Annotated in this window: 20 protein-coding genes; 9 read left to right on the plus strand and 11 right to left on the minus strand. The window is 72.1% G+C overall.

Annotated features, from left to right (window positions below; genetic code table 11):
- The 7 genes from ACWEVN_RS34065 to ACWEVN_RS34095 all read right to left on the minus strand — a co-directional run.
- On the minus strand, window positions 1–267 hold a 267-nt coding region (locus tag ACWEVN_RS34065), incomplete at its 3' end, for a zf-HC2 domain-containing protein (RefSeq protein WP_452054011.1).
- Window positions 264–773 (minus strand): sigma-70 family RNA polymerase sigma factor, encoded by a 510-nt coding sequence (locus ACWEVN_RS34070; protein WP_449687613.1) that lies wholly within the window; start codon window positions 771–773, stop codon window positions 264–266. The genes ACWEVN_RS34065 and ACWEVN_RS34070, both read right to left, overlap by 4 nt.
- A 16-nt stretch (window positions 774–789) precedes the next feature.
- Window positions 790–1,569: an enoyl-CoA hydratase/isomerase family protein gene (locus tag ACWEVN_RS34075; protein ID WP_449687607.1), complete on the minus strand. Its 780-nt coding sequence runs from the start codon at window positions 1,567–1,569 to the stop codon at window positions 790–792.
- Window positions 1,570–1,579: 10 nt separating this feature from the next.
- Window positions 1,580–2,827: a hypothetical protein gene (locus tag ACWEVN_RS34080; RefSeq protein WP_452054012.1), complete on the minus strand. Its 1,248-nt coding sequence runs from the start codon at window positions 2,825–2,827 to the stop codon at window positions 1,580–1,582.
- The gene (locus ACWEVN_RS34085) at window positions 2,824–4,359 is read right to left on the minus strand and encodes an amino acid adenylation domain-containing protein (RefSeq protein WP_449687605.1); all 1,536 of its coding nucleotides are present in this window, start codon (window positions 4,357–4,359) and stop codon (window positions 2,824–2,826) included. The genes ACWEVN_RS34080 and ACWEVN_RS34085 overlap by 4 nt, the downstream gene beginning before the upstream one ends.
- A gap of 226 nt (window positions 4,360–4,585) precedes the next feature.
- Window positions 4,586–5,509 (minus strand): DUF4097 family beta strand repeat-containing protein, encoded by a 924-nt coding sequence (locus ACWEVN_RS34090; protein ID WP_452054013.1) that lies wholly within the window; start codon window positions 5,507–5,509, stop codon window positions 4,586–4,588.
- A 12-nt stretch (window positions 5,510–5,521) separates the two neighbouring features.
- Window positions 5,522–6,046, minus strand: coding sequence for a toxin-antitoxin system HicB family antitoxin (locus ACWEVN_RS34095; RefSeq protein WP_449687602.1), 525 nt, complete (start codon window positions 6,044–6,046; stop codon window positions 5,522–5,524).
- 120 nt (window positions 6,047–6,166) lie between these two features.
- Between ACWEVN_RS34095 and thyX the strand changes: the two genes are divergently transcribed.
- From thyX to ACWEVN_RS34135, 8 genes are all read left to right on the plus strand, one after another.
- Window positions 6,167–6,919 carry an FAD-dependent thymidylate synthase gene (thyX, locus tag ACWEVN_RS34100; protein ID WP_086848783.1) on the plus strand — a complete coding sequence of 251 codons (753 nt, stop codon included), beginning with the start codon at window positions 6,167–6,169 and terminating at the stop codon, window positions 6,917–6,919.
- Complete coding sequence (locus ACWEVN_RS34105) at window positions 6,919–7,314, plus strand: ACT domain-containing protein (RefSeq protein ID WP_449687600.1); 396 nt, start codon at window positions 6,919–6,921, stop codon at window positions 7,312–7,314. The genes thyX and ACWEVN_RS34105 overlap by 1 nt, the downstream gene beginning before the upstream one ends.
- A 127-nt stretch (window positions 7,315–7,441) precedes the next feature.
- Complete coding sequence (locus ACWEVN_RS34110; protein WP_449687599.1) at window positions 7,442–8,683, plus strand: Nramp family divalent metal transporter; 1,242 nt, start codon at window positions 7,442–7,444, stop codon at window positions 8,681–8,683.
- 22 nt (window positions 8,684–8,705) lie between these two features.
- Complete coding sequence (locus ACWEVN_RS34115) at window positions 8,706–9,152, plus strand: hypothetical protein (protein ID WP_449687598.1); 447 nt, start codon at window positions 8,706–8,708, stop codon at window positions 9,150–9,152.
- A gap of 100 nt (window positions 9,153–9,252) precedes the next feature.
- A complete protein-coding gene (locus ACWEVN_RS34120; RefSeq protein WP_452054014.1) occupies window positions 9,253–10,731 on the plus strand; it encodes a serine/threonine-protein kinase in 1,479 nt (492 codons plus the stop codon).
- A 90-nt stretch (window positions 10,732–10,821) separates the two neighbouring features.
- Window positions 10,822–11,835, plus strand: a complete 1,014-nt coding sequence (gene dapA, locus ACWEVN_RS34125) for a 4-hydroxy-tetrahydrodipicolinate synthase (RefSeq protein ID WP_452054015.1) — start codon at window positions 10,822–10,824, stop codon at window positions 11,833–11,835.
- Window positions 11,832–13,529, plus strand: a complete 1,698-nt coding sequence (locus ACWEVN_RS34130; RefSeq protein WP_449687595.1) for a ribonuclease J — start codon at window positions 11,832–11,834, stop codon at window positions 13,527–13,529. Before dapA ends, ACWEVN_RS34130 begins: the two co-directional genes overlap by 4 nt.
- Window positions 13,530–13,669: 140 nt before the next feature.
- Entirely contained in the window at window positions 13,670–15,313 is a 1,644-nt protein-coding gene (locus ACWEVN_RS34135) for a substrate-binding domain-containing protein (protein WP_449687594.1), read from the plus strand.
- Window positions 15,314–15,412: 99 nt separating this feature from the next.
- On the opposite strand, the gene ACWEVN_RS34140 is transcribed toward ACWEVN_RS34135, so the two are convergent.
- Both ACWEVN_RS34140 and ACWEVN_RS34145 read right to left on the minus strand, forming a co-directional pair.
- Complete coding sequence (locus ACWEVN_RS34140) at window positions 15,413–16,813, minus strand: amino acid permease (protein WP_452054016.1); 1,401 nt, start codon at window positions 16,811–16,813, stop codon at window positions 15,413–15,415.
- Window positions 16,814–16,866: 53 nt separating this feature from the next.
- On the minus strand, window positions 16,867–17,814 hold the full coding sequence (locus ACWEVN_RS34145) for an EamA family transporter (RefSeq protein ID WP_452054017.1): 948 nt from the start codon (window positions 17,812–17,814) through the stop codon (window positions 16,867–16,869).
- A 307-nt stretch (window positions 17,815–18,121) separates the two neighbouring features.
- Here ACWEVN_RS34145 and ACWEVN_RS34150 point away from each other — a divergent pair, with 307 nt between their 5' ends.
- Window positions 18,122–18,667, plus strand: a complete 546-nt coding sequence (locus tag ACWEVN_RS34150; protein WP_452054018.1) for a hypothetical protein — start codon at window positions 18,122–18,124, stop codon at window positions 18,665–18,667.
- A gap of 30 nt (window positions 18,668–18,697) precedes the next feature.
- Here ACWEVN_RS34150 and wrbA read toward each other — a convergent pair whose 3' ends face one another.
- Both wrbA and ACWEVN_RS34160 read right to left on the minus strand, forming a co-directional pair.
- On the minus strand, window positions 18,698–19,312 hold the full coding sequence (wrbA, locus tag ACWEVN_RS34155) for an NAD(P)H:quinone oxidoreductase (RefSeq protein ID WP_452054019.1): 615 nt from the start codon (window positions 19,310–19,312) through the stop codon (window positions 18,698–18,700).
- Window positions 19,313–19,346: 34 nt separating this feature from the next.
- On the minus strand, window positions 19,347–20,162 hold the full coding sequence (locus tag ACWEVN_RS34160; protein ID WP_449687589.1) for a lysophospholipid acyltransferase family protein: 816 nt from the start codon (window positions 20,160–20,162) through the stop codon (window positions 19,347–19,349).
- Window positions 20,163–20,305: the final 143 nt, after the last annotated feature.

Here is a 20,305-nt window from a genome sequence, read left to right on the forward strand (position 1 = left end):
CACGCGCGCCCGGCCGCGGCGCCGCGAAGCGCGGGCGGCGCGCACCAGGCCCGGCATCAGCGAGATCCGCGGCGACACCGGCCCCAGCAGCTCCACCGACGTCTCGCGCGGCACCACCGAGAGGATCCCGGGCATCCCCGCGAACGAAGCCACCGCCGCCGCGCAGGACACGCAACACCCCAGGTGTCCCTCGTACTCGCGCCGCTCGGCGGGCGACAACGCACCGAGCACGTACGCCGCGTCCCAATCGCGGTACGGATCGTTCAACGCCTGGTCAACCCCCTCTCCTGCAACGCCAGCCGCAGCGCACGCAGGCCGTAGAACAGCCGGGAGCGCACCGTTCCCTCCGGCACCTCCAGCTCCACCGCCAGCTCCGCCACCGACTGCCCCATGTAGTACGCGCGGACGATCACCGTCCGGTGCTCCGGGGTCAGCTGCGTCAGCACGTCCGTGATCACCCAGGCGTCCAGCGCCGAGTCGATCGGGTCGGTGCGGGACTGCTCCGGCACGAACGGCGAACGCACCTCCCGGCGCGAGCGCGCGCTCCGGCGCTCGTCGATCACGACGTTGCGCGCCACCGTGAACAGCCACGCGCGCGACGCCGGCTCGCCCTGCTCCAGGATCTCCGGGCTGTTCCACAGCCGCAGCAAGGATTCCTGGACGACGTCCTGGGCGAGCTGGTCGTCGCCGGTCAGCCGCAGGGCGTACCGCCACAGCGCCGGCGCGTGCTCGTCGTGCAGCGCCTGGAGCAGCGCTGTGTGCGTCTCGTTGATGGCGCACCCGCCCCGCTCAGCGCCCGAACACCGGTTCGCGTTTGCCGAGGAAAGCCCCGGTGCCTTCGCGCATGTCGGGACTCGTGAACGCCGCCCGGAACGCCGCGAGCTCCAGCTCCAGGCCGTCTTCCACGGTGCGGCCCCGGCTCGCGTTCACCGCCTTCTTGGCCAGGGCCACCGCCTCGCGCGAATTCCGCGACACCGCCGTGAGCGTCGCGCGGGCCCCGGCGAGCATCGCTTCGCGGCTGTCGAACAGCTCGGTGACCAGCCCGATCCGCTGCGCCTCCGCCGCGTCGACGTGCCGGCCGGTGAAGATCAGCTCGCGCGCGCGTCCGGAACCCACCTGACGGCGCAGCCGGACGCAGCCGCCGAAGCCCGGGATCAGCCCGAGCAGGACCTCCGGCTGGCCGAACACCGCTTTCGGGGTCGCGTAGACGAAGTCGCACGCCAGCGCGAGTTCGCAGCCGCCGCCGAGCGCGTAGCCGTCCACGCAGGCGATCACCGGCACCGGCAACGCCTCCAGCGCCCGGGTGACCTCCTGGCCGAGCGCCCCGAACCGCGCGCCCTCCTCGGGATCCAGCGCCGCCATCTCGCGGATGTCGGCGCCGGCGACGAACGCCGGCCCCGGCGCGCCGGTGAGGACGACACCCGCGACCGCCCGGTCCCGGCCCAGCGACGAGCACACCTCGAGCAGTTCGGTGAGCACTCGGGACGACAGCGCGTTGCGCGCCCGCGGCCGGTCCACGGTCACGGTCGCGACGGGCGCCTTCAGGTCCACTACGACGGTCCGGTCCATGCTGTCTCCCTCACGAGTCCCAGATCGCGCCGAAGGCCGGAATCCCGCGGGCTTCCAGCGCCTCGACGACGTGCCACGTTGTCTTCTTGTTCGAAATGCAGATGACCGCTTCCGCGTCGAAGTCCCGGTGCGCGCCCAGGGCCAGTTCGACCAGATCGGGTTTGCCGGCGCCGTCGGTGTCCCACACGACTGCGTCCGGCTGGACGGCGAGGATCTCGTCGACGAGCTCGTCGCCGTAGGTGCGCCGGGGGTGGCGGGTCGACCAGACGAGCCGCGCCGGGGTCTCCCCGGACAGCAGGTGCGGCAGGCAGGGGCCGATCCCGCTGCCGGTCGCCACCCAGACCACCCGGCGGAACAGCTTGTCGATGTTGCCCACCCCGGCGGTCGGGATGCCCTTCACCCACAGGTGCGTCGGCAGGTCGTCGATCAGGGCGCCGGTCCAGTCGCCGGCGCGGGACACCGTCAGCCGGAACCCGGAGCGTCCGGGCGCGGGCACGTTGGCGAAGGAATGCCACTCCAGCAACGGGTTCCGGCTCAGCGCCGTCGACGAGCCGGCGAACGGCGTCACGCCGTAGTCGAACGACAGCAGCGCCACGTGCGGCGACGGCCGGGAGATCCGCACCGGCACCCGCCGCAGCCGCAGCCACGGCAGCGCCACGCTCGTCACGACGGCCAGCAGCACCCAGAACGGCCCCGAGCCGACGAAATCCGGCCCGCCCAGCAGCACCGAGTGGACGGTGAACAGCACCAGCAGCGACCAGCCGCCGAACCGGTGCGAGCGCTCGAACAGGTCGTGCCGGCGCGCCCGCACCCCGGGCAGCGCGAGCACGACGACGACGGCGAGCACCACCGCGATCGCCCAGGTGGTCACCAGCAGGGCCGCCGGTCCGCCGCGGACGGTCAGCACGCCGGTGAGCACGAGGAACCAGCCCGTGGCGCAGAGCGTGCCGCCGACGTGCAGCCCGCCGAAGTGGTAGACCTTGCCCAGCGTCCAGCGCAGCCGCAGCGAACGGCGCACCGGCGCGGCCGTGGCCAGCCGGAACAGCAGGTTGATCACCAGCTGCTGGCGGATCAGCACGGCCGGCGTCAGGTTTCCCAGCACCAGCCAGGTGAGCACGCCGACGTCGAGGGGGCCGGCGGTGGCGGCGGCGATGTTGCCCGCGACCACCGCGGCGGCCAGCCGGTTGTGGTGGGTCCACGGCCGTCGCTTCAGCCGCGCCCGCACCGATTCCGGGGCCGCGGGGAGGGTGGCGGTCATGCCACCGTCTCCGCCGGCTCGCGACTGTCCAAACGCGACAGCAGCGCGCGCCGGTCGACCTTGCCCCGCTCGGTGAGCGGCAAGTGGTCCACCGGGACGATCATCGCAGGCACGCTGTAGTACGGCAGCGCGGCTTCGGCCGATCGGCGGATCAGCTCCGGCTCGGCCGTCGAGGGCGTCACGAAGCCGACGAGCCCGCCTTCGTAGAGCAGGGTGGTCGCGCGTTCGCACCCCGGCGCCCGCTCCAGCGTCGCGGTGACCGCGTCCAGCTCGACGCGGAAGCCGCGCACCTTGACCTGGTCGTCGGTGCGGCCGTGGTGTTCCAGCTGGCCGTCGGTGGTCCACCGGACGAGGTCGCGGGTGCGGAACATCCGGTGGGCCCCGCCGAGGAAGGGATCCGGCCGGTAGCGTTCGGCGGTGAGGACGTCGTTGCCGGCGTAGCCCGCCGTGACGCATGCGCCGCCGGCCCACATCTCCCCGACCTGGCCGATCGGGCAGGGTCTCCGTTGGTCGTCGAGCACGTACACCGTCGTGTTCGGCACCGGGCGGCCGATCGTCAGCTCCCCGAGCCGCGGATCGTAGCGCTGCACGGTGTTGACGATGGTGACTTCGGTGGGGCCGCAGGCGTTGTGGAAGCTCGCCCGCCGCGCCCAGGCGTCGGCCAGCGCGGCCGGGCACCGCTCACCGGCCACGGCGACGGTCCGCACCCGCCGGCAGGCCCGTGGATCCACTGTGGACAGAACGCCGGGGGTGGCGATGAGGACGTCGGCCTCGCGGGCGGTCTCCTCGATGTCCCTGCCGCGCACCAGCAGGCAGCCGCCGTGGGCGAGGGTGCCGAGGATTTCCCAGGCGGCCATGTCGAAGGCGATGTTCAGCAGCTGCGCCACCCGGTCGCCGGGCCGGACGCCGAGCGAGCCCGGGGCGGTCAGCAGGACGTTGCCGAGGTTGGCGTGGGTGACCTGGACGCCGTTGGGCCGTCCGGTCGTCCCGGACGTGAAGATCACCATCGCCGTGCCGCCGCCGGCCACGCGAGGCGCGTCCCGGTAGGGGTGTTCGCCGTCGATGGCGACCACCCGGCCGAGCCCCGCGGGCAGCGCGCCGGCGTGCTCGCGGGTGGTCAGGACGACGTCGATGCCCGCGGTGGCCACGATGTGCCGCAGTTGCGGGGGAGGGGTGATCCGGATGTCCTGCGGCACGTACGCTGCGCCCGCGCGAAGCACGGCGAGGATGCCGACCACCATCGGGATCGACCGCGTGAGGAACAGGCCCACGTGGTGCCCGGGCCGCACCCCGAGCCGGGCGAGCACGGCCGCGAGCGCCGCCGACCGCCGATCGAGTTCGGCGTAGGTGAGCGAGGCACCCGAGTGCACCACGGCCACGGCGTCCGGACGGGCCCGCGCCTGCGCCAGAACGGCGTCGTGAATGCGGCGGAACGGGACCCCGGCGGTTTTTCCGGTGCCGAACCGCTGGAACAGCCCGCGGTCGGCGGCGGTCAGGGTCTGCAGCGAGGAGGGGTGGATCAGCGCGGTCACTCGGTCACCTTTCGCCAGGCCGGCGCGGTCAACCGAGGTAAACGAGACAGCCTCGCGATCTGTTCAAGGCGAAGTCGAGAAATCCTGGTGTAATCGGCTGAAACGATATTTCGACGGATTCACCCTTCGTTCGCCGTATTTCTGCGCACGCCCCGCTCTGGTATTTCGCGCGAACGGGCCGTTCCCGGCACCCCCGTGCTGGGAACGGCCCGTTCTTCCCCCTTACTCAGCCCGCCGCGCGCGTCACCACGGCGTTGCCGGTGCCCGTGCGGGCGCGGACCTTCAGCTTCACGCCGCCCTCGGGGGCGGTGTCGGCGACGTCCAGCTCGCTGGAGACGCGGCCGGCGCTGGAGGTCAGGTCCACCTCGGCGGACGTGCCGCCGCGGATGCCGATCCGGACCTCGCCGGAGCCGGTGATCAGGTCGAGCGAGCCCGACCCGGCGTCGGCCACGGACAGGTCGCCGCTGCCGGTGCGGGCCATCACCTCGCCCGAAACCGCGCCCAGCCAGACGTCGCCGGTGCCGGTGGCCAGCGTCGCGGACCCGGCGATCGACGACGCCTCGACGTGGCCGCTGCCGCTGCGCAGCTGCAGCCCGCCCAGCGTCGGGCCGAGCTTGACGGCGCCGCTGCCGGTGCGGATGGTCGCCGCGCCGTCGGCGCGGTCGAGCTTCACCTCGCCGGAGCCGGTCAGCAGGTCGACCCGGCCGGCCGAGCCGGTGACCGTGACGTCCGCCGCGCCCGCGCGCACCTCGACGTGCGAGCCCGCCGGCGCGTGCACCTTGACCGAGAGCGCGACGTTGCGCAGCTGCCACGCCTTCGGCGCGCTCACGACCAGGCGGTTGCCGAGCTTCTCGATCCGGCTCTGCCGCACCGCTTCGGCGGGGGAGCTCGCCGGGTCGACGCCCAGCTGGTCGCCGAAGCGCTCGCCGACCCAGGACAGCAGGCTGTTCACGCCCGCCACCCACGGCTGCTGCTCGCCCTGGTCGTGCCGCAGCTCGACGCGGGCGCCGGAGTCGCCGTCGAGGACGACCTCGACGCGGCCGATCGTGACGCTGACGTCGAGCTCCAGCGGGCCGTCGGTCTCGAACTCGTCGACCCGGACCAGTTCGTCGTTCGGCTCTTCGGCCGGTGTGGTCTGTTCTTCACTCATCGTTTCGTCCCCTCAGCCTTCGACCCAGCCGTGCAGGTGCGAACCGCTCCCGCCGCTCTTGCCGTGGTGCTTGCGGCTCGCGCCCCCGCCGCCGAGCGCGCCGTGGCCCAGTGCGCCCTGGACCGCCTGCGACACGAACGTGTTCAGCGAGACGCCCTGGGCGGCGGCGGCCCGTTCGGCCTGCCCCTTGATCTGCTCGACCAGCCGGAGGGTGATCCGGCTGATGTCCCCGCCGTCGATCGGAGGTGGCGGCGGGGTGGTGTCACGTGGTGTCTCCCGTGACGTCGTGCCCTCGGCGTCGCCGGTGACGACCACGCGAACGTCCCGGCCGTCGAGCCGGACGTCCACCACCTGGCCCGGCAGTGCGGCCGTGACCTCGGCGGCGAGGTCGGCGAGGGCGTTCATCAGGGTCAGGCGGACGGCGGGTTCGAGGGCGGAAGACAGGAGCGCGGCCGCTCGCCGGGTCTGCTCGTCCCCGGCGGCAGCCGTGTTCGCGAGGTCCTCGCGAAGGTTGGCGATGTACGGCGTCAAGTCCATGACACCACTATGACGTCATCAGTGATGTCAGTCAAGGCGGCGAGTGATGTCACGTGTCCCCCGGGAGTGACCGCCCCCACGCGGTTAGGCTGCGCGGGAACCGGGAGAAGGAGTGCTGACGTGACCGGAACCGTGTCACCCAGAGTGCAGCTGATCGCGAAGACGGAGTTCTTCCCGCCCGGGGACGTGCCGTGGTCGACCGACGCGGACGGCGGCGAAGCGCTCGCCGAGTTCGCCGGCCGCGCCTGCTACCAGTCGTGGAAGAAGCCGAACCCGGCCACCGCGACCAACGCCGGCTACCTCGAGCACATCATCGACGTCGGCCACCTTTCGGTGCTGGAGCACGGTTCGGTGACCTTCTACATCACCGGCATTTCGCGCTCCCTGACCCACGAGCTGATCCGGCACCGGCACTTCTCCTACTCCCAGCTGTCGCAGCGGTACGTCCCGGAGCGCGACGCCGAGTTCGTCGAGCCGGAGATCATCGCGAACGACCCGGTGCTGCACGAGAAGTTCCTCGCCGCGACCCGGGCGAGCGTCGACGCCTACACCGAGCTGCTGGCCGGGCTCGAGGAGAAGTTCGCCGACGTCCCGAGCGCGACCCTGCGCCGCAAGCAGGCCCGCCAGGCCGCCCGCGCGGTGCTGCCCAACGCGACCGAGACCCGCATCGTCGTCACCGGGAACTACCGGGCCTGGCGGCACTTCGTCGCGATGCGCGCCACCGAGCACGCGGACGTCGAAATCCGCGAGCTGGCCGTGGAGTGCCTGCGGCAGCTGCAGAAGGCCGCGGCGAACGTGTTCGCGGACTTCACCATCTCGACGTTGCCGGACGGCACCGAGATCGCCACGAGCCCGAAGGTGCTGGAAGGCTGATGAAGCGACTTGCGATCGACGTCCGGCCCGGCGAGTACGCCGTCGTGCGGCTGCCCGCGGACGCCGCCGTGCCCGCCGAGCTCTTCGAACCCGGAGAGGCCCTGGTTTCGGTGACGCGGACGCCCGGGGAACTGTCGGTGATCTGCCCGGCCGGCCGCGAGCCGGCCGGGGCCACGGCCGCCGAGGACGGCTGGCGGCTGCTCTCGGTCCGCGGCCCGCTGGAGTTCACCCTCACCGGCATCATCGCCGCGCTGGCCTCGGAGCTGGCCGCCGCCGGGGTGGCGTTGTTCTCGATCTCGACGTTCGACACCGACCACATCCTGGTCCGCGGGGGCGACCTCGACGACGCGGTCGCGGCCTTGCGCGAGGCCGGCCACGAGGTCGCCCACCCCTGACTTTTCGGGGGCGTTTCGCTGGGTACCCGGCTCCCGGGGTGGGCCCAGTCACCCTTGAAAAACAAAGTTCGGCACGCCTAAACTTCGGTTTAGGGTCCCCGACATCCGGTTTTCGAGAGGTGGCGCCATGGCTGTGACCGAGGCTGTCCGGCCGAGACTGGCGACCCGGCTGCGCACCGGATCGGCCCTGCTCGGGCCGGCGTTCGTCGCCGCCATCGCCTACGTCGACCCGGGGAACGTCGCGTCCAACATCAGCGCCGGCGCCCGCTACGGCTACCTGCTGGTCTGGGTGATCGTCGCGGCGAACCTGATGGCCGTGCTGGTGCAGTACCTGTCGGCGAAGCTCGGGCTGGTCAGCGGGATGTCGCTGCCGGAGGCCCTGCGCGCGCGGCTGTCCCGGCCGGCCCGGCTGGCCTACTGGGCCCAGGCGGAGGTCGTCGCCATCGCCACCGACCTGGCCGAGGTGGTCGGCGGCGCGATCGCCCTCAACCTGCTGTTCGACCTCCCGCTCATCGTCGGCGGCCTGATCACCGGCGCGGTGTCGCTGACGCTGCTCGCGGTCCAGGACCGCGGCGGCCAGCGGACGTTCGAGCGGGTGGTGACCGGGCTGCTGCTGGTCATCGCGGTCGGCTTCCTGGCCAGCCTGTTCGTCGAGCCGCCGTCGGCCGCGTCGACGCTGGGCGGCCTGGTCCCGAAGTTCGACGGCGCGGGCAGTGTCCTCATCGCCGCGGCCATGCTCGGCGCTACGGTCATGCCCCACGCGGTCTACCTGCACTCGGGCCTGGTCCGCGACCGCCACGGCCGGCCCGACGGCGTCCGGCGCCGCCGCCTGCTGCGCGCGACCCGGGCCGACGTCGGCCTGGCGATGCTGCTGGCGGGCGCGGTGAACCTGGGCATGCTGCTGCTGGCCGCGACGAACCTGCAGGGCCAGGAGGGTGTGGACAGCATCGAGGGCGCGCACGGCGCGGTCGCGGCGGCCCTCGGCCCGGGCATCGCGCTGCTGTTCGCGATCGGCCTGCTGGCCTCCGGCCTGGCCTCGACGTCGGTGGGCGCGTACGCGGGCGCGATGATCATGCAGGGGTTGCTGCACAAGCGGATCCCGCTGGTCCTGCGCCGCCTGGTGACACTGACGCCGGCGATCGTGGTGCTGGCGCTGGGCGCCGACCCGAGCGCGGCGCTGGTCGTGTCGCAGGTGGTGCTGTCGTTCGGGATCCCGTTCGCGCTGGTGCCGCTGATCCGGCTGACGGCCGACCGTGATCTGATGGGGGCGGACGCGAACCGCCGGCTGACGACGGTCGCGGCCTCGGTGATCGCGGCGATCATCATCGCTCTCAACCTGGTGCTCATCTACCTCACGGTCACCGGTTGACCCACGGAACGGGGTAGCGGCCATGGCCTGGATCTTCGCCCTCAACGCCGAATGCGGGGAGCGCGAGACCCACGCCCGCGACCTCGCCCGCCACTTCGACGGCTGGCCGGTGTGGGTCTTCTCCGACGGCGCCGGCTGGTGGTGCGGGGTGACCCCGGAAGGTCTCAGCCGGTCCGGAATCGGCTCGCCCGAAGACGCGACGGCCATGACGGCGGCCGGCCGGCAGCTCTACTGGCTGCTGCGGACCGCGCCGCCGGTGTACCGCTACGCCCTCGCCGGGGTCGAGACCGACGAGTTCCGCACCCACGCGGAGCTGCTGGCGGAGGAAGACCTGACGATCTTCCCGGGCCTCGTCGTCTCCGAGGACATCTGGACCCGGACGGGCAAACGGGCCGAGTTCAGCGACTTCGCCCCGGGTTACCGCTGGCTGCCCTACCGCGGCGAGACCCACCGCCGACCGACCCTCTGAGTACGCGTGTCGTCCGTTCCGCATCACGAATTCCGCGGAACCCGCGGCGCTCCGCGGAGGTCCGACTAGCATCTGCGCGACCGCCGCCAAAAGGAGCACCGTGACCGACGAACAGACCCGGCCCTATCCGCCGCAGGCACCCGTCACGCCTGGTCAGCGGGTCGTCGCGGGCCGCTACCTCCTGCTCGGCGAACTCGGCCGGGGCGGCATGGGTGTCGTGTGGCGGGCGCAGGACCAGGTCATCGGACGGCAGGTCGCGGTCAAGGAACTGCGGCTGCCCGACGCCGAGTCCGCCGCCGTCTTCTCCGAACGCGCCCTCCGCGAAGTGCGCACCGGCGGGCGGCTCAACGACCCGGCGATCGTCACCGTCTACGACGTCATCACCGACGGCGGGACGACCTTCATCGTCATGGAGCTCGTCGAAGCGCCCAGCCTCGCCGACCTGGTGCGCCAGCGTGGTCCGATGCCCGCCGCGCAGGCCGCGCAGCTGGGGGAGCGGGTGCTCGCCGCGCTGCAGGCGGCCCACGCCGCCGGGATCGTGCACCGGGACGTCAAGCCCGCGAACATCCTGGTCGCGCCGGACGGCCGCGTGAAGCTCACCGACTTCGGCATCGCCCACGCCGTCGACGACCCGCGCCTGACCACCAGCGGCATGATCGTCGGCTCGCCCGCGTTCATGGCGCCCGAGCGCGTCGAGGGCCGCGAAGCGATGCCGGCGTCCGACCTGTGGTCCCTCGGCGCGACGCTGTTCTTCGCCGTCGAAGGCTCGATCCCGTTCGAGCGCGCGACCACCGCCGCGACGCTGCACGCGATCATGACCGAGATCCCGTACCTCACCCGCGGCCAGGGCCCGATCGCCGCGGCCATCCTCGGCCTGCTCGTCACCAACCCGGACGCGCGGCTGAGCGCGCCGCAGGCCCAGAACCTGCTGACCACGGCGCAAGGCATCCGGCCCACCCCGCCCCACGGCACCGCGATGCTCGGCGCCGCCGCGCCACAGCCGCCTGCGAAGAAGTCCCACCGCGCGCTGTGGCTCGCCGCCGCCGCGGTGCTGGTCGTGGCGGCCTTGATCGGCGGCTTCTTCGCCGGCAAGGCCTACGAGACGCCCGCCGTGGACGCCCAGAAGCTGCCGACCATGACGTTCGGCCTCGGCGGTCAGATGGGCGTCGACGCGAGCTCCAGCTACGTCTGCTACAACGCCCAGGTCCAGGACCGCGGCGTCATCAGCGACGAGAACAGCGGCGACTGCAAGAGGAGCCACACCCTGGAGATCTACGACAGCGGGGACGCCATCGGCACCACGAGCTGGTCCGACAGCGACGCGGAGGTCGCCGCCTACCCGGGCCTCGATGCCGTCACGGCGGTTGCCGAGGCCCGCTGTGCGGCCGCCTTCCACTCCTCGATCGTCCCCGCCACCCAGCGCGACGGTCTCAAGTACCGCGCGCTCGTCCCGACCCAGGGCGAGTGGCAGAGCGTGCCCGACAAGACCGGCGAGTACCCGACGCGCGAGTTCTACTGCGTTCTCGCCAAGGCCGACGGCGGCCCGATCTCCGCCCCGATCGTGACCAAGGTCAAGTAGAAGTTCCGCGACGAGCGGCCCGGCCCGGGAAATCCTCCTGGTGACCAGGTCGACGCGGTTTTCGTCGGACCGGCGAGGTACCGTCTCCCCATGTCCAACCCACCTACCGCAGCGCCCGGACGGCCGTTCGGGCGCGTGCTCACCGCGATGGCCACCCCGTTCGACGCCGAGGGCGCGCTGGACCTGAAGCGGGCGCAGGAGCTGGCCGAGCACCTCGTGGAGCTGGGGAACGACGGCCTCGTGGTGAACGGCACCACCGGCGAGAGCCCGACCACGAGCGACGCGGAGAAGCAGGACCTGATCCGCGCCGTGGTCGAGGCCGTCGGCGACCGCGCAGCCGTCGTGGCCGGCGCGGGCACCAACAACACCGCGCACAGCATCGAGCAGGCCAAGCAGGCCGAGGCGGCCGGGGCGCACGGCCTGCTGGTCGTCACGCCGTACTACTCGCGGCCCAGCCAGGCCGGGCTGTTCGCGCACTTCACCACGGTCGCCGACAGCACCGGGCTGCCCGTGCTGCTCTACGACATCCCGCCGCGCTCGGTCGTCCCGATCGAGGTCGACACGCTGCTGCGGCTGGCCGAGCACCCGCGGATCGTCGCGGTCAAGGACGCCAAGGGCGACCTGATCGCCGGCTCCGAGGTCATCGCCAACACCCACCTCGCCTACTACTCAGGCGACGACGGCCTGAACCTGCCGTGGATCTCCGTCGGCGGCGTCGGCGTGGTGAGTGTGATCGGTCACGTCGTCGCGGGCCGGATCCGCGCGATGATCGACGCCTACGAGAACGGCGACACCTCGACGGCGCGCACCAACCACCGCGGCATGCTGCCGGTGCTGCGCGCGATGTCGCGGGTCGGCGGGGTCGCTTTCAGCAAGGCGGCGCTGCGGCTGCGCGGGTTCGACATCGGTGACCCGCGGCTGCCGATCGTCGCGCCGACTCCCGAGCAGACGGCCCTGATCGCCGCTGATCTTGCCCAGGGCGGCGTGCCGCTGGGCGACACGGCGGCCCAGGACTGGCATGGTGAGCGGGTGGCACAAGCAGATTCGCGAGCGGCCTACGTCGCGCCGACCTCGCACACCAGCGTTGGGACCCTGCCTCGGTGAGCTCACTTCCCCCTGGTCCAGGCCCCACCAACGCCCCGCCCGCACTGCCCGAGGGTGCCTTGCGCGTCGTCGCGCTCGGCGGCATCGGCGAGGTCGGGCGCAACATGACCGTCTTCGAGTTCGGCGGCCGCCTGCTCATCGTCGACTGCGGGGTGCTCTTCCCCGAGGACGACCAGCCCGGCGTCGACCTGATCCTGCCCGACTTCCGCGCGATCGAGGACCGCCTCGACGACATCGACGGCCTGGTGCTCACCCACGGGCACGAAGACCACATCGGTGCCGTCCCGTTCCTCCTGCGGCTGCGGCCGGACCTGCCGATCTACGGCTCGAAGTTCACCAACGCCCTGCTCGCGGCCAAGGCCAAGGAGCACCGGCAGCGGCCGAACCTCATCCAGGTCCGCGAGGGCGAGCGCCGCGACGTCGGCGTGTTCAACCTCGAGTTCTTCGCGGTCAACCACTCCATCCCGGACGCGCTCGCGGTGGCGATCCGCACCCCGGCTGGCGTGGTCCTGCACACCGGCGACATCAAGCTCGACCAGCTCCCGCTGGACGGGCGCCTCACCGACCTGGCCGGCTTCTCCCGGCTCGGCGACGAGGGTGTCGACCTGTTCTGCGTCGACTCGACCAACGCCGAGGTGCCCGGGTTCGTCATGCCCGAGCGCGACATCGGCCCGGTGCTCGACGACGTCGTCCGGCGCGTGGACCAGCGGGTGATCGTGGCGTGCTTCGCCAGCCACGTCCACCGCGTCCAGCAGGTCCTCGACGCCGCCGAGCGGCACGGCCGCCGGATCGCGTTCGTCGGCCGGTCGATGGTCCGCAACATGGGGATCGCGGCCGAGCTGGGCCTGCTGAACGTGCCGGACGGCCTGCTCGTCGACCTCGACCAGGCGAGCACGCTGCCGGAGAGCAAGGTCCTGTTCGTCTCGACGGGGTCGCAGGGCGAGCCGCTCTCGGCGCTGTCGCGGATGGCGCGCGGCGAGCACCGGCAGATCTCGATCCGCGCGGGCGACACCGTCGTGCTGGCCAGCTCGATGATCCCGGGCAACGAGACAGCGGTGTTCGGCGTGGTCAACGGCCTGACCCGGCTCGGCGCGAACGTCGTCCACCAGGGCAACGCGAAGGTCCACGTGTCCGGCCACGCGTCGGCGGGCGAGCTGCTGTACCTGTACAACGCGGTGCGCCCGAGCAACGTGATGCCGGTCCACGGCGAGTGGAAGCACCTGCGCGCGAACGGCGAGCTGGCCGTCCGCACGGGGGTCGCCCCGGAGAACGTGGTCATCGCCGAGGACGGCGTGGTCGTGGACCTCGTGGACGGCAAGGCCTCCCGCACCGGCCGCGTCGAGGTCGGGCACGTGTACGTCGACGGCCTGTCGGTCGGGGACGTCGGGGAGTCGACGCTGTCGGATCGGCTGGTCCTCGGCGAGGGCGGGTTCATCGCGATCACGGTCGCGGTGGACTCCAGCACCGGCCGCGCGGTCAGCAGCCCCACGGTGTCCGGCCGCGGCTTCTCCGACGACCCGAAGGCGCTCGCCGCCGTGGTGCCGCTGGTGGAGATGGAGCTGGCGCGCACGGAGGCCGAGGGCATCACCGACACGCACCGGATCGCGCAGGCGGTCCGCCGGGTGGTGGGCCGCTGGGTGGCCGACACCTACCGCCGCCGCCCGATGATCGTCCCGACGGTCATCCCGGTCTAGACCTGACACACCGTGCAGGCCGCGTCGAGGAACTCCCTCGGTGCGGCCTGCACGCTTGTTAGGCCGTCCGGCCCATGAGCCGCCGCTTTGCCGCGGGATAACCTTGATCCCACCCCGCCTCGCGCAGAGAGGCCGCGCCGATGGGACGTCATTCGGACGGTAGACGACGCCGGCTGCTCGTGCCCGCCCTCGCGACCGGCATCGTGCTCGTTCTCGGAGCCGGCGCGTGGGTGACGGTGACGACCGTGCGTGCCCGGCCGTCGTGCGAGCAGCCCGCGAAAGTCCTCGTCACCGCTTCGCCGGACATCGCGCCCGCGCTTTCGCTCGTCGTGCAGGGTCTCGACCTGAAGTGCGGCAGCATCGAGATCCAGACGCGGGAGGCGACGCAGGCGGCCGAGCGGCTCGCCATGTCGGACGGCAGCCCGCGGCCGCAGGTCTGGGTGCCGGATTCCACGCTCGCGCTGCGCCGCGCCCACCAGCTCGGCGCGGCCGACGTCCCCGAAACCGGGGCGTCGGTGGCGAGCTCGCCGGTGGTGCTGGCGGTCGCCGCGGACGTCGTCAAGGGGCTCGGCTGGCCCGACCACGTGCCGACCTGGGCGGAAGCGCTGGCCGCGCCGGGCGTGGTGCCGGGCATGTCCGACCCGGCGCGCGATCCGGTCGGCGCGCTGGCGCTGCTCGGTCTGCGCGACAGCGTCAAGGCGGCGCCCGAGCCGTCGGGCGCGTACGTGGCGACGCTGCGGCGCTTCTCGGCCAACACCCTCGGCGCGGAGACGGAACTGATCGCCCGGCTGCCGGGCTCGAGCGACGGCGGCAGCGCGGCCGCGGTGACGGCGTTCCCGGCGTCGGAGAATGCGTTGCTGCGCCACAACGTCGAGGACTCGAAGTCCCCGCTCGTGGCTGTCTATTCGACGGCGGTGCCGACGTTGGACTACCCGTTCGCGGAGCTGGGCCGGATCACGCCGCAGCAGCGCCCGCTCGTCGACGCGCTGCGCGACGCGGTCCTCGGCGACACGGGGTCGGACGCGATCGCCCGCACCGGCCTGCGCGCGGCGGGCGGCCAGGCCCTGCGCGACCACACCGACGACCCGAGGGTGCAGCCGGAGGGCATCCGGACGGCGAACCTCCCGTCCGGCCCGGAGGTCGACGAGCTGCTCAACCAGTGGGCGGGCATCAACCTGAGCGCGCGCGTGCAGGTGCTGATCGACGTGTCGGGTTCGATGAACGCGCAGGTCCCGGGAACCGGCCTGAACCGCATGCAGGTGACGATGCAGGCGGCGGCCAAGGCGATGCACCTGTTCAAACCAGCGACGCAGCTGCGCATGCTGGCGTTCTCGACCCGCCTCGACGGCGACAAGGACTACCGCGAGCTGCTCCCGATGGCGTCGGTCGCCCAGCACCTGGCCGGCGGAGCACTGGAGAGGCTGGGCCAGGTGACGGCCACCCCGAACGGCGGAACGGGCCTGTACGACAGCGTGCTGGACACCTACCGGACCGCCCGCCGCGAGTGGGAGCCGGGCCGGTTGAACCTGGTGATCGTGATGACGGACGGCCGCAACGAGGACCCGCACGGCATCTCCCGCGCGGAGTTGCTGACAGAGCTGGCAAAACTGCAGGACGCCCGCCGCCCGATCCCCCTGATCGGAGTGGGCATCGGCCCGGACGCGGACAAGTCGGAACTCGACCAGCTGACGGCAGCCACCGGCGGACAAGCCTTCGTGGCCCCGGACCCGGCGAAGATCACCGACGTGTTTTTCGGGGCCCTGTCCCGCATCGCCGGCGGCTGAGCACGTGATCGGACCCGGATCTCGCGTGACCAGGGCCGGAACTCGTGTGATCAAAGCCGTAATTCGCGAGTTACGGCTCCATTCACGCGAGTTCCGGGTTCAATCACGCGAGATACGTGCGGAATCACGGGACGTGCGCCGGCGGATGAGGGCGTAGACGCCGAGGATCACCGCCAGGCTGATCAGGCTCAAGGACAGCTGCGCCCGGGCGTCCTCGTCGACGAACAACATCGAGGCCACCACGACCAGCGTCAGCGCCAGGGTCACCCAGCTCAGCCACGGGTAGCCCCACATCCGCAGCTTCAGCTTCTCCGGCGCCGTCGCTTCGAGCGTGCGGCGCATCCTGATCTGGGAGCCGCAGATGATCGCGTACACGAACAGGGCCACCGCGCCCGCCGAATTGATGATGAAGTAGAAGATCTTGTCAGGGGACACGTAACTCATCAACACCGCCACGTACCCGACCGATGTCGACGCCAGGATGGCCTTCCACGGCACGCCTCGCGCGTTCGTGTCCGCGATCCAGCCCGGCGCCCAGCCGTGGCGGCGCAGCGCGAACAGCATCCGGGATGCCGTGTACAGCCCCGAATTCAGGACCGACAACGCCGCCGTCAGGACCACCGCCGACACGATCGTCGACGCCGCCGGGACGCCGAAGCGGCCGAACGCTGCCGCGAACGGGCTCGTCTCGCTCGGGATTTCGCGCCACGGTGTGATCATCACCAGCAGGGCCACCGAACCCACGTAGAACACGATCACGCGCCAGACGATCGTCGAGGTCGCCTTGCGGACCGCCGTCTCCGGCTGGTCGGACTCCGCCGCCGCGATCGTGACGATCTCCGCGCCGAAGTACGAGAAGATCACGATGACCACGCCGTGGACGACCGAAAACGGCCCGTTCGCGACGAAGCCGTCGAGGCCGATGTTGCCGGCCGAGAAGTGCGCGTCCGGCCACAGCCCCAGCACGAACAGCGTGCCGAGCAGCAGGAACACGACGATGGTGGCGACCTTGATCGAGGCCAGCCAGAACTCCGTCTCGCCGAAGGAACGCGCCGACGCCAGGTTCGTCGCCGTCAGCAGGAGCATCAGCGCCAGCGAGAACACCCACTGCGGGACGCCGGGGATCCAGCCCTGCAGGATCTTCGCGCCCGCGACGGCCTCGAACGCGACCACGCCGACCCAGAAGTACCAGTACAGCCAGCCGATGGTGAAGCCCGCCCAGCCGCCGAGCGCGTCGCGCGCGTACTCCATGAACGAACCCAGTGCCGGCGCCGCCGTCGCCATCTCGCCGAGCATCCGCATCACCAGCACGACGAGCAACCCGCCGACGGCGTAGGACAGCACCGCGGCCGGCCCGACGGTGTGGATCACCGCGCCGCTGCCGATGAACAGGCTCGCGCCGATGATCCCGCCGAGGGCGATCATCCGGACGTGCCGCTGCCGCAGGTCGGGCCGCAGCCCGGACTTCGTCGCCAAGGTGCTTCCTCCCCGGGTGGGCATCGATCGCGGGAATTGTCCACCCGGGCGACGTCAGACGCAGAATTTGCGCAAGCTCACCCGCTGAGGATCGCCGAGTAGCGCTGCACGATGTACGCGCCGGCCAGCAGGATTGCCGACCCGAGCAGCTGGGGCCACGCGAGCTCCTCGCCGATGAGCACCCACGCCGCGAAGATCGTGATCACCGGTTCGACCAGCCCGAGCACGCTCGCCACCGACGCCGGCAGGTGGCGCAGCGCCGAAATGCCGCAGACGTACGCGAGGACCGTCGCGACCACCACCAGCAGGGTCAGCAGCAGCCACACCGGCGGGTGCCAGGCGCCGAACCCGACCGGGACGTCGAGCAGCGCGGCGGGCCACGTCCACGGCGGCGCGACGAAGCTGATGGCGACCGCGCCGATCACCATGCCCCAGGTGACCAGGCCCAGCGGGTCGATCCCGGCCACCCCGCGTTCGCCCAGCAGGAAGTACCCGGCCGAGCAGAGCGCCGCGCCGAAGCCGGCCAGCAGGCCGAGCCCGTCCAGCGTGACGCCGTCCCAGACCTGGGCGACCAGCGCGAGCCCGGCCATGGCCAGCGCGATGCCGCCCCAGACCGCCCGCGGCAGCCGGTGCCGCCGCACGAACCGCACCCACAGCGCGATGAGCACCGGCGAGACGAACTCCAGCAGGATGGCGATCCCGACCGGGATCCGCCCCGCGGCGACGAAGTAGAGCAGCTGCACGCCGGCCACGCCGAGCAGGCCGTACCCGGCCAGGACGGGCAGCTCCGCCCGGCGCACCCGCAGCTTCCGCGGCGCCACCAGCGCCACCCCGGCGAGCAGCACCACGCCGGCCAGCGCGATCCGCGCCGCGGCCACCTGCTGCGGGGTGACCCCGGCGGACATCACGGACTTGCCCAGGGTGCCCGACGTGCTGAAGAACAGGGCGGCGAGCAGGACATAGGCGGTCCCCCGGCCCCGGTGGGCGACCCGGGGCGGCGCGAGGACGGGGAGTTCGGTGGTCACCACCGCGACTGTAGGTGGCCCGACGTGACCGCCGAAGCGATTTTCCCGGTTACGCTGGTCACGCGAAAAGCAGTCCAGCACGTTCACCGGGGTGCGGCCGGGAACCGACCGGCGGCATTGGGACTGTCCGAAGAGGACTGATTTCGGCGAGTCCGTTTCGTTACGTCCGGGTGGCAACCACCGATCCGGCGGCGGGCGTCTCCAAGAGGCTCGCGCGCAGTTGCCGTGCGAGGAACCTGGAGGTGCAGCAATGCGAAGATCTTTTGCCGCCGCGGGTGTGGCGGCCGGCTGTGTGCTGGTGTCGCCGGTGGTGGCGTCCGCCGCCGAAGGGGTGCCGGGCAATCCGACGTCGATGAGTGTCAAGGTGTCGGGAACCACGGTGACCGTCACGGGTACCTGTCCCACCGAGGGTGTCGAGGCCCAGGCGTACTACGACATCTACCGGGGTCAGTTCCCGAAGCAGCTGGGTTTGATGACCAAGAAGGGGAAGGTGTATTCGCGCACCTTCACCAATGTGGCGCCGGATTACTGGGAAGCCACGATGATCTGCCTCGACGGCGGCAACGGTCACGCCATCCGTCGCTTCCGGGTCGGGGTGCCCCCGATACCGGGGTGGGGCGACCCGCCGGCGTCCACCAAGCCGACGCACACCAAGCCGGCGCCGAAACCCACCAAGCCGCAGCCGAAGCCCGCGCCGCAGGTTGTGGTGAAGCCGCACGGTGCGCCGCAGACCGGCGGTGGTCCGGCCGATGACGGCTCCGCCGCTCCGGCGCTCGTCGCCGGCGGGGCGCTCGTCCTCGTCGGGGCCGGCAGTGCCTGGGCCGTGCGCCGCCGGAACGCCGCCCGGCGCTGAAACCGTGGCCGGGCTGAGGCGCCCGGGCCGTCATCCGGTGTGCTTCAGCCCGGTGGCGACGTGCGTAGTGATGGTCGCCAGCCGCCGGCCCTGCAGCCGCAGCGCGTCGAGGGCGGTGTCGTCCGGCGCCGCCGACTTCCGGGACACGAACGAGCCGCCGTACGGGTTGCCCGACTCCTTCAGGTGCGGGTCGGTGTAGCCGAGCGGCACCACGATCGCGCCCCAGTGGTAGAAGACGTTGTTGATCGCCAGCAGCGTCGACTCCAGGCCGCCGTGCGCGGTGGACGCCGTGGTGAACGACGTCGCCACCTTGTCCGCCAGCTTTCCCTGCGCCCACAAGCCACCTGTGCTGTCCAAAAAGGACTTCAGCTGGGCGGCCGGGTCGCCGAAGCGGGTCGGGCTGCCGACGGCGAGCCCGTCGGCCCACTCGAGGTCGCCGAGGGTGCCGAGCTCGTGGTGCGGGCCGGCGTCGACCCAGGCCCGCCAGCGCGGGTTCCGCGCGATCGCGTCGGCGGGCACGGTCTCCGGCACCGTCCGCACCCGCACGTCGGCCCCGGTCTCGCGCGCGCCCGCGGCGAGCGACTCGGCGAGGGCGGCGGTGTTCCCGGTCGAGCTGTAGTAGACGACGAGTATCCGTGTGCTCACGTCCGCCGACTCTAGGCGGCCTTGCCCGCCCGTCTCACAGTACGGACGGCGGCTTCCAGGGGCTGACCGTGTCGGTGGGGCGCGTCGGGTCGTGGAACTTGGGCCGGTCGAGCTCGTCGCGGCGCAGCGGGACGAGACCGTCGGTGATCGCCTGCATGATCTTCGCGTGCGCGCGCACGCCGGCGCCCGGCCGCTGCGGGTCGACGTCGGAGAGGTCGACGGGGTCGCCGAAGTGCACCCGGAACCGCGGCCGGCGCAGCGGAGCGCTCAGCCCCGAGCGGGCCAGCGGGATCAGGTCGGCCGGGCCGTTGACGGTCTCGGTGCCCCAGTAGACGGCCTCGTGCGCGCCCCACTGGCTGATCGGGATCACCGGCACGCCCGAGGCCAGCGCGAGCCGCGCCGCGCCGGTCTTGCCGCGCTCCGGCCACAGGCCGGGGTCGTGGCTGATCCGGCCCTCCGGGTAGACGATGATCGGCTCGCGGGTGGTCTTCATCGCCTCGACGGCCTCGGCGAACTGCCCGACGGCGGTGCCGGCGTTCTTGCGGTCGACCCGCAGGTGCCCGCTGACCCGCAGCGCCGGCCCGATCACGGGCGCGTCGAGGATGCCGCCGGCCAGCATGAACCGCGGGTTGATGCCGATCCGCTTGCACGCCGCCATCAGCACGAAGGCGTCGAACACGCCGATGTGGTTCGCGGCCATCAGCAGCGGCTTGCCCCGCAGCTGCGCGGGCACCCGGCCGCTGACGGTCAGCCGGCCGACCAGGTTCACCAGCCCGCGGTCGATGTTCAGCATGGTCCGCCAGATGGCGGGCGCCCGGCGAGCGGTGTTGTCGGAGTTCAGCGCGACCATGGGGCAGAGCATGGCAGACGCCGATTTCACCCGTTTGCGCACTGGCCGGATCGGTTCACCTCGCCCCGCGTAAAGCGCCCCAATGTGGCATTGGTTGCGTCCAGCGCACCCAATGTGGCGTTCGGTGCGTCAGACGCACCGAA

It is taken from the genome of Amycolatopsis sp. NPDC003861, assembly GCF_053605405.1.

What these genes read in the sequence shown, in the direction of transcription:
- ACWEVN_RS34075 (WP_449687607.1), bottom strand. Translation starts at nt 1,569, where the DNA reads ATGGACCGGACCGTCGTAGTGGACCTGAAGGCGCCCGTCGCGACCGTG.
- ACWEVN_RS34080 (WP_452054012.1), bottom strand. Translation starts at nt 2,827, where the DNA reads ATGACCGCCACCCTCCCCGCGGCCCCGGAATCGGTGCGGGCGCGGCTG.
- ACWEVN_RS34090 (WP_452054013.1), bottom strand. Translation starts at nt 5,509, where the DNA reads ATGAGTGAAGAACAGACCACACCGGCCGAAGAGCCGAACGACGAACTG.
- ACWEVN_RS34095 (WP_449687602.1), bottom strand. Translation starts at nt 6,046, where the DNA reads ATGGACTTGACGCCGTACATCGCCAACCTTCGCGAGGACCTCGCGAAC.
- ACWEVN_RS34105 (WP_449687600.1), top strand. Translation starts at nt 6,919, where the DNA reads ATGAAGCGACTTGCGATCGACGTCCGGCCCGGCGAGTACGCCGTCGTG.
- ACWEVN_RS34110 (WP_449687599.1), top strand. Translation starts at nt 7,442, where the DNA reads ATGGCTGTGACCGAGGCTGTCCGGCCGAGACTGGCGACCCGGCTGCGC.
- ACWEVN_RS34115 (WP_449687598.1), top strand. Translation starts at nt 8,706, where the DNA reads ATGGCCTGGATCTTCGCCCTCAACGCCGAATGCGGGGAGCGCGAGACC.
- dapA (WP_452054015.1), top strand. Translation starts at nt 10,822, where the DNA reads ATGTCCAACCCACCTACCGCAGCGCCCGGACGGCCGTTCGGGCGCGTG.
- ACWEVN_RS34135 (WP_449687594.1), top strand. Translation starts at nt 13,670, where the DNA reads ATGGGACGTCATTCGGACGGTAGACGACGCCGGCTGCTCGTGCCCGCC.
- ACWEVN_RS34140 (WP_452054016.1), bottom strand. Translation starts at nt 16,813, where the DNA reads ATGCCCACCCGGGGAGGAAGCACCTTGGCGACGAAGTCCGGGCTGCGG.
- ACWEVN_RS34160 (WP_449687589.1), bottom strand. Translation starts at nt 20,162, where the DNA reads ATGGTCGCGCTGAACTCCGACAACACCGCTCGCCGGGCGCCCGCCATC.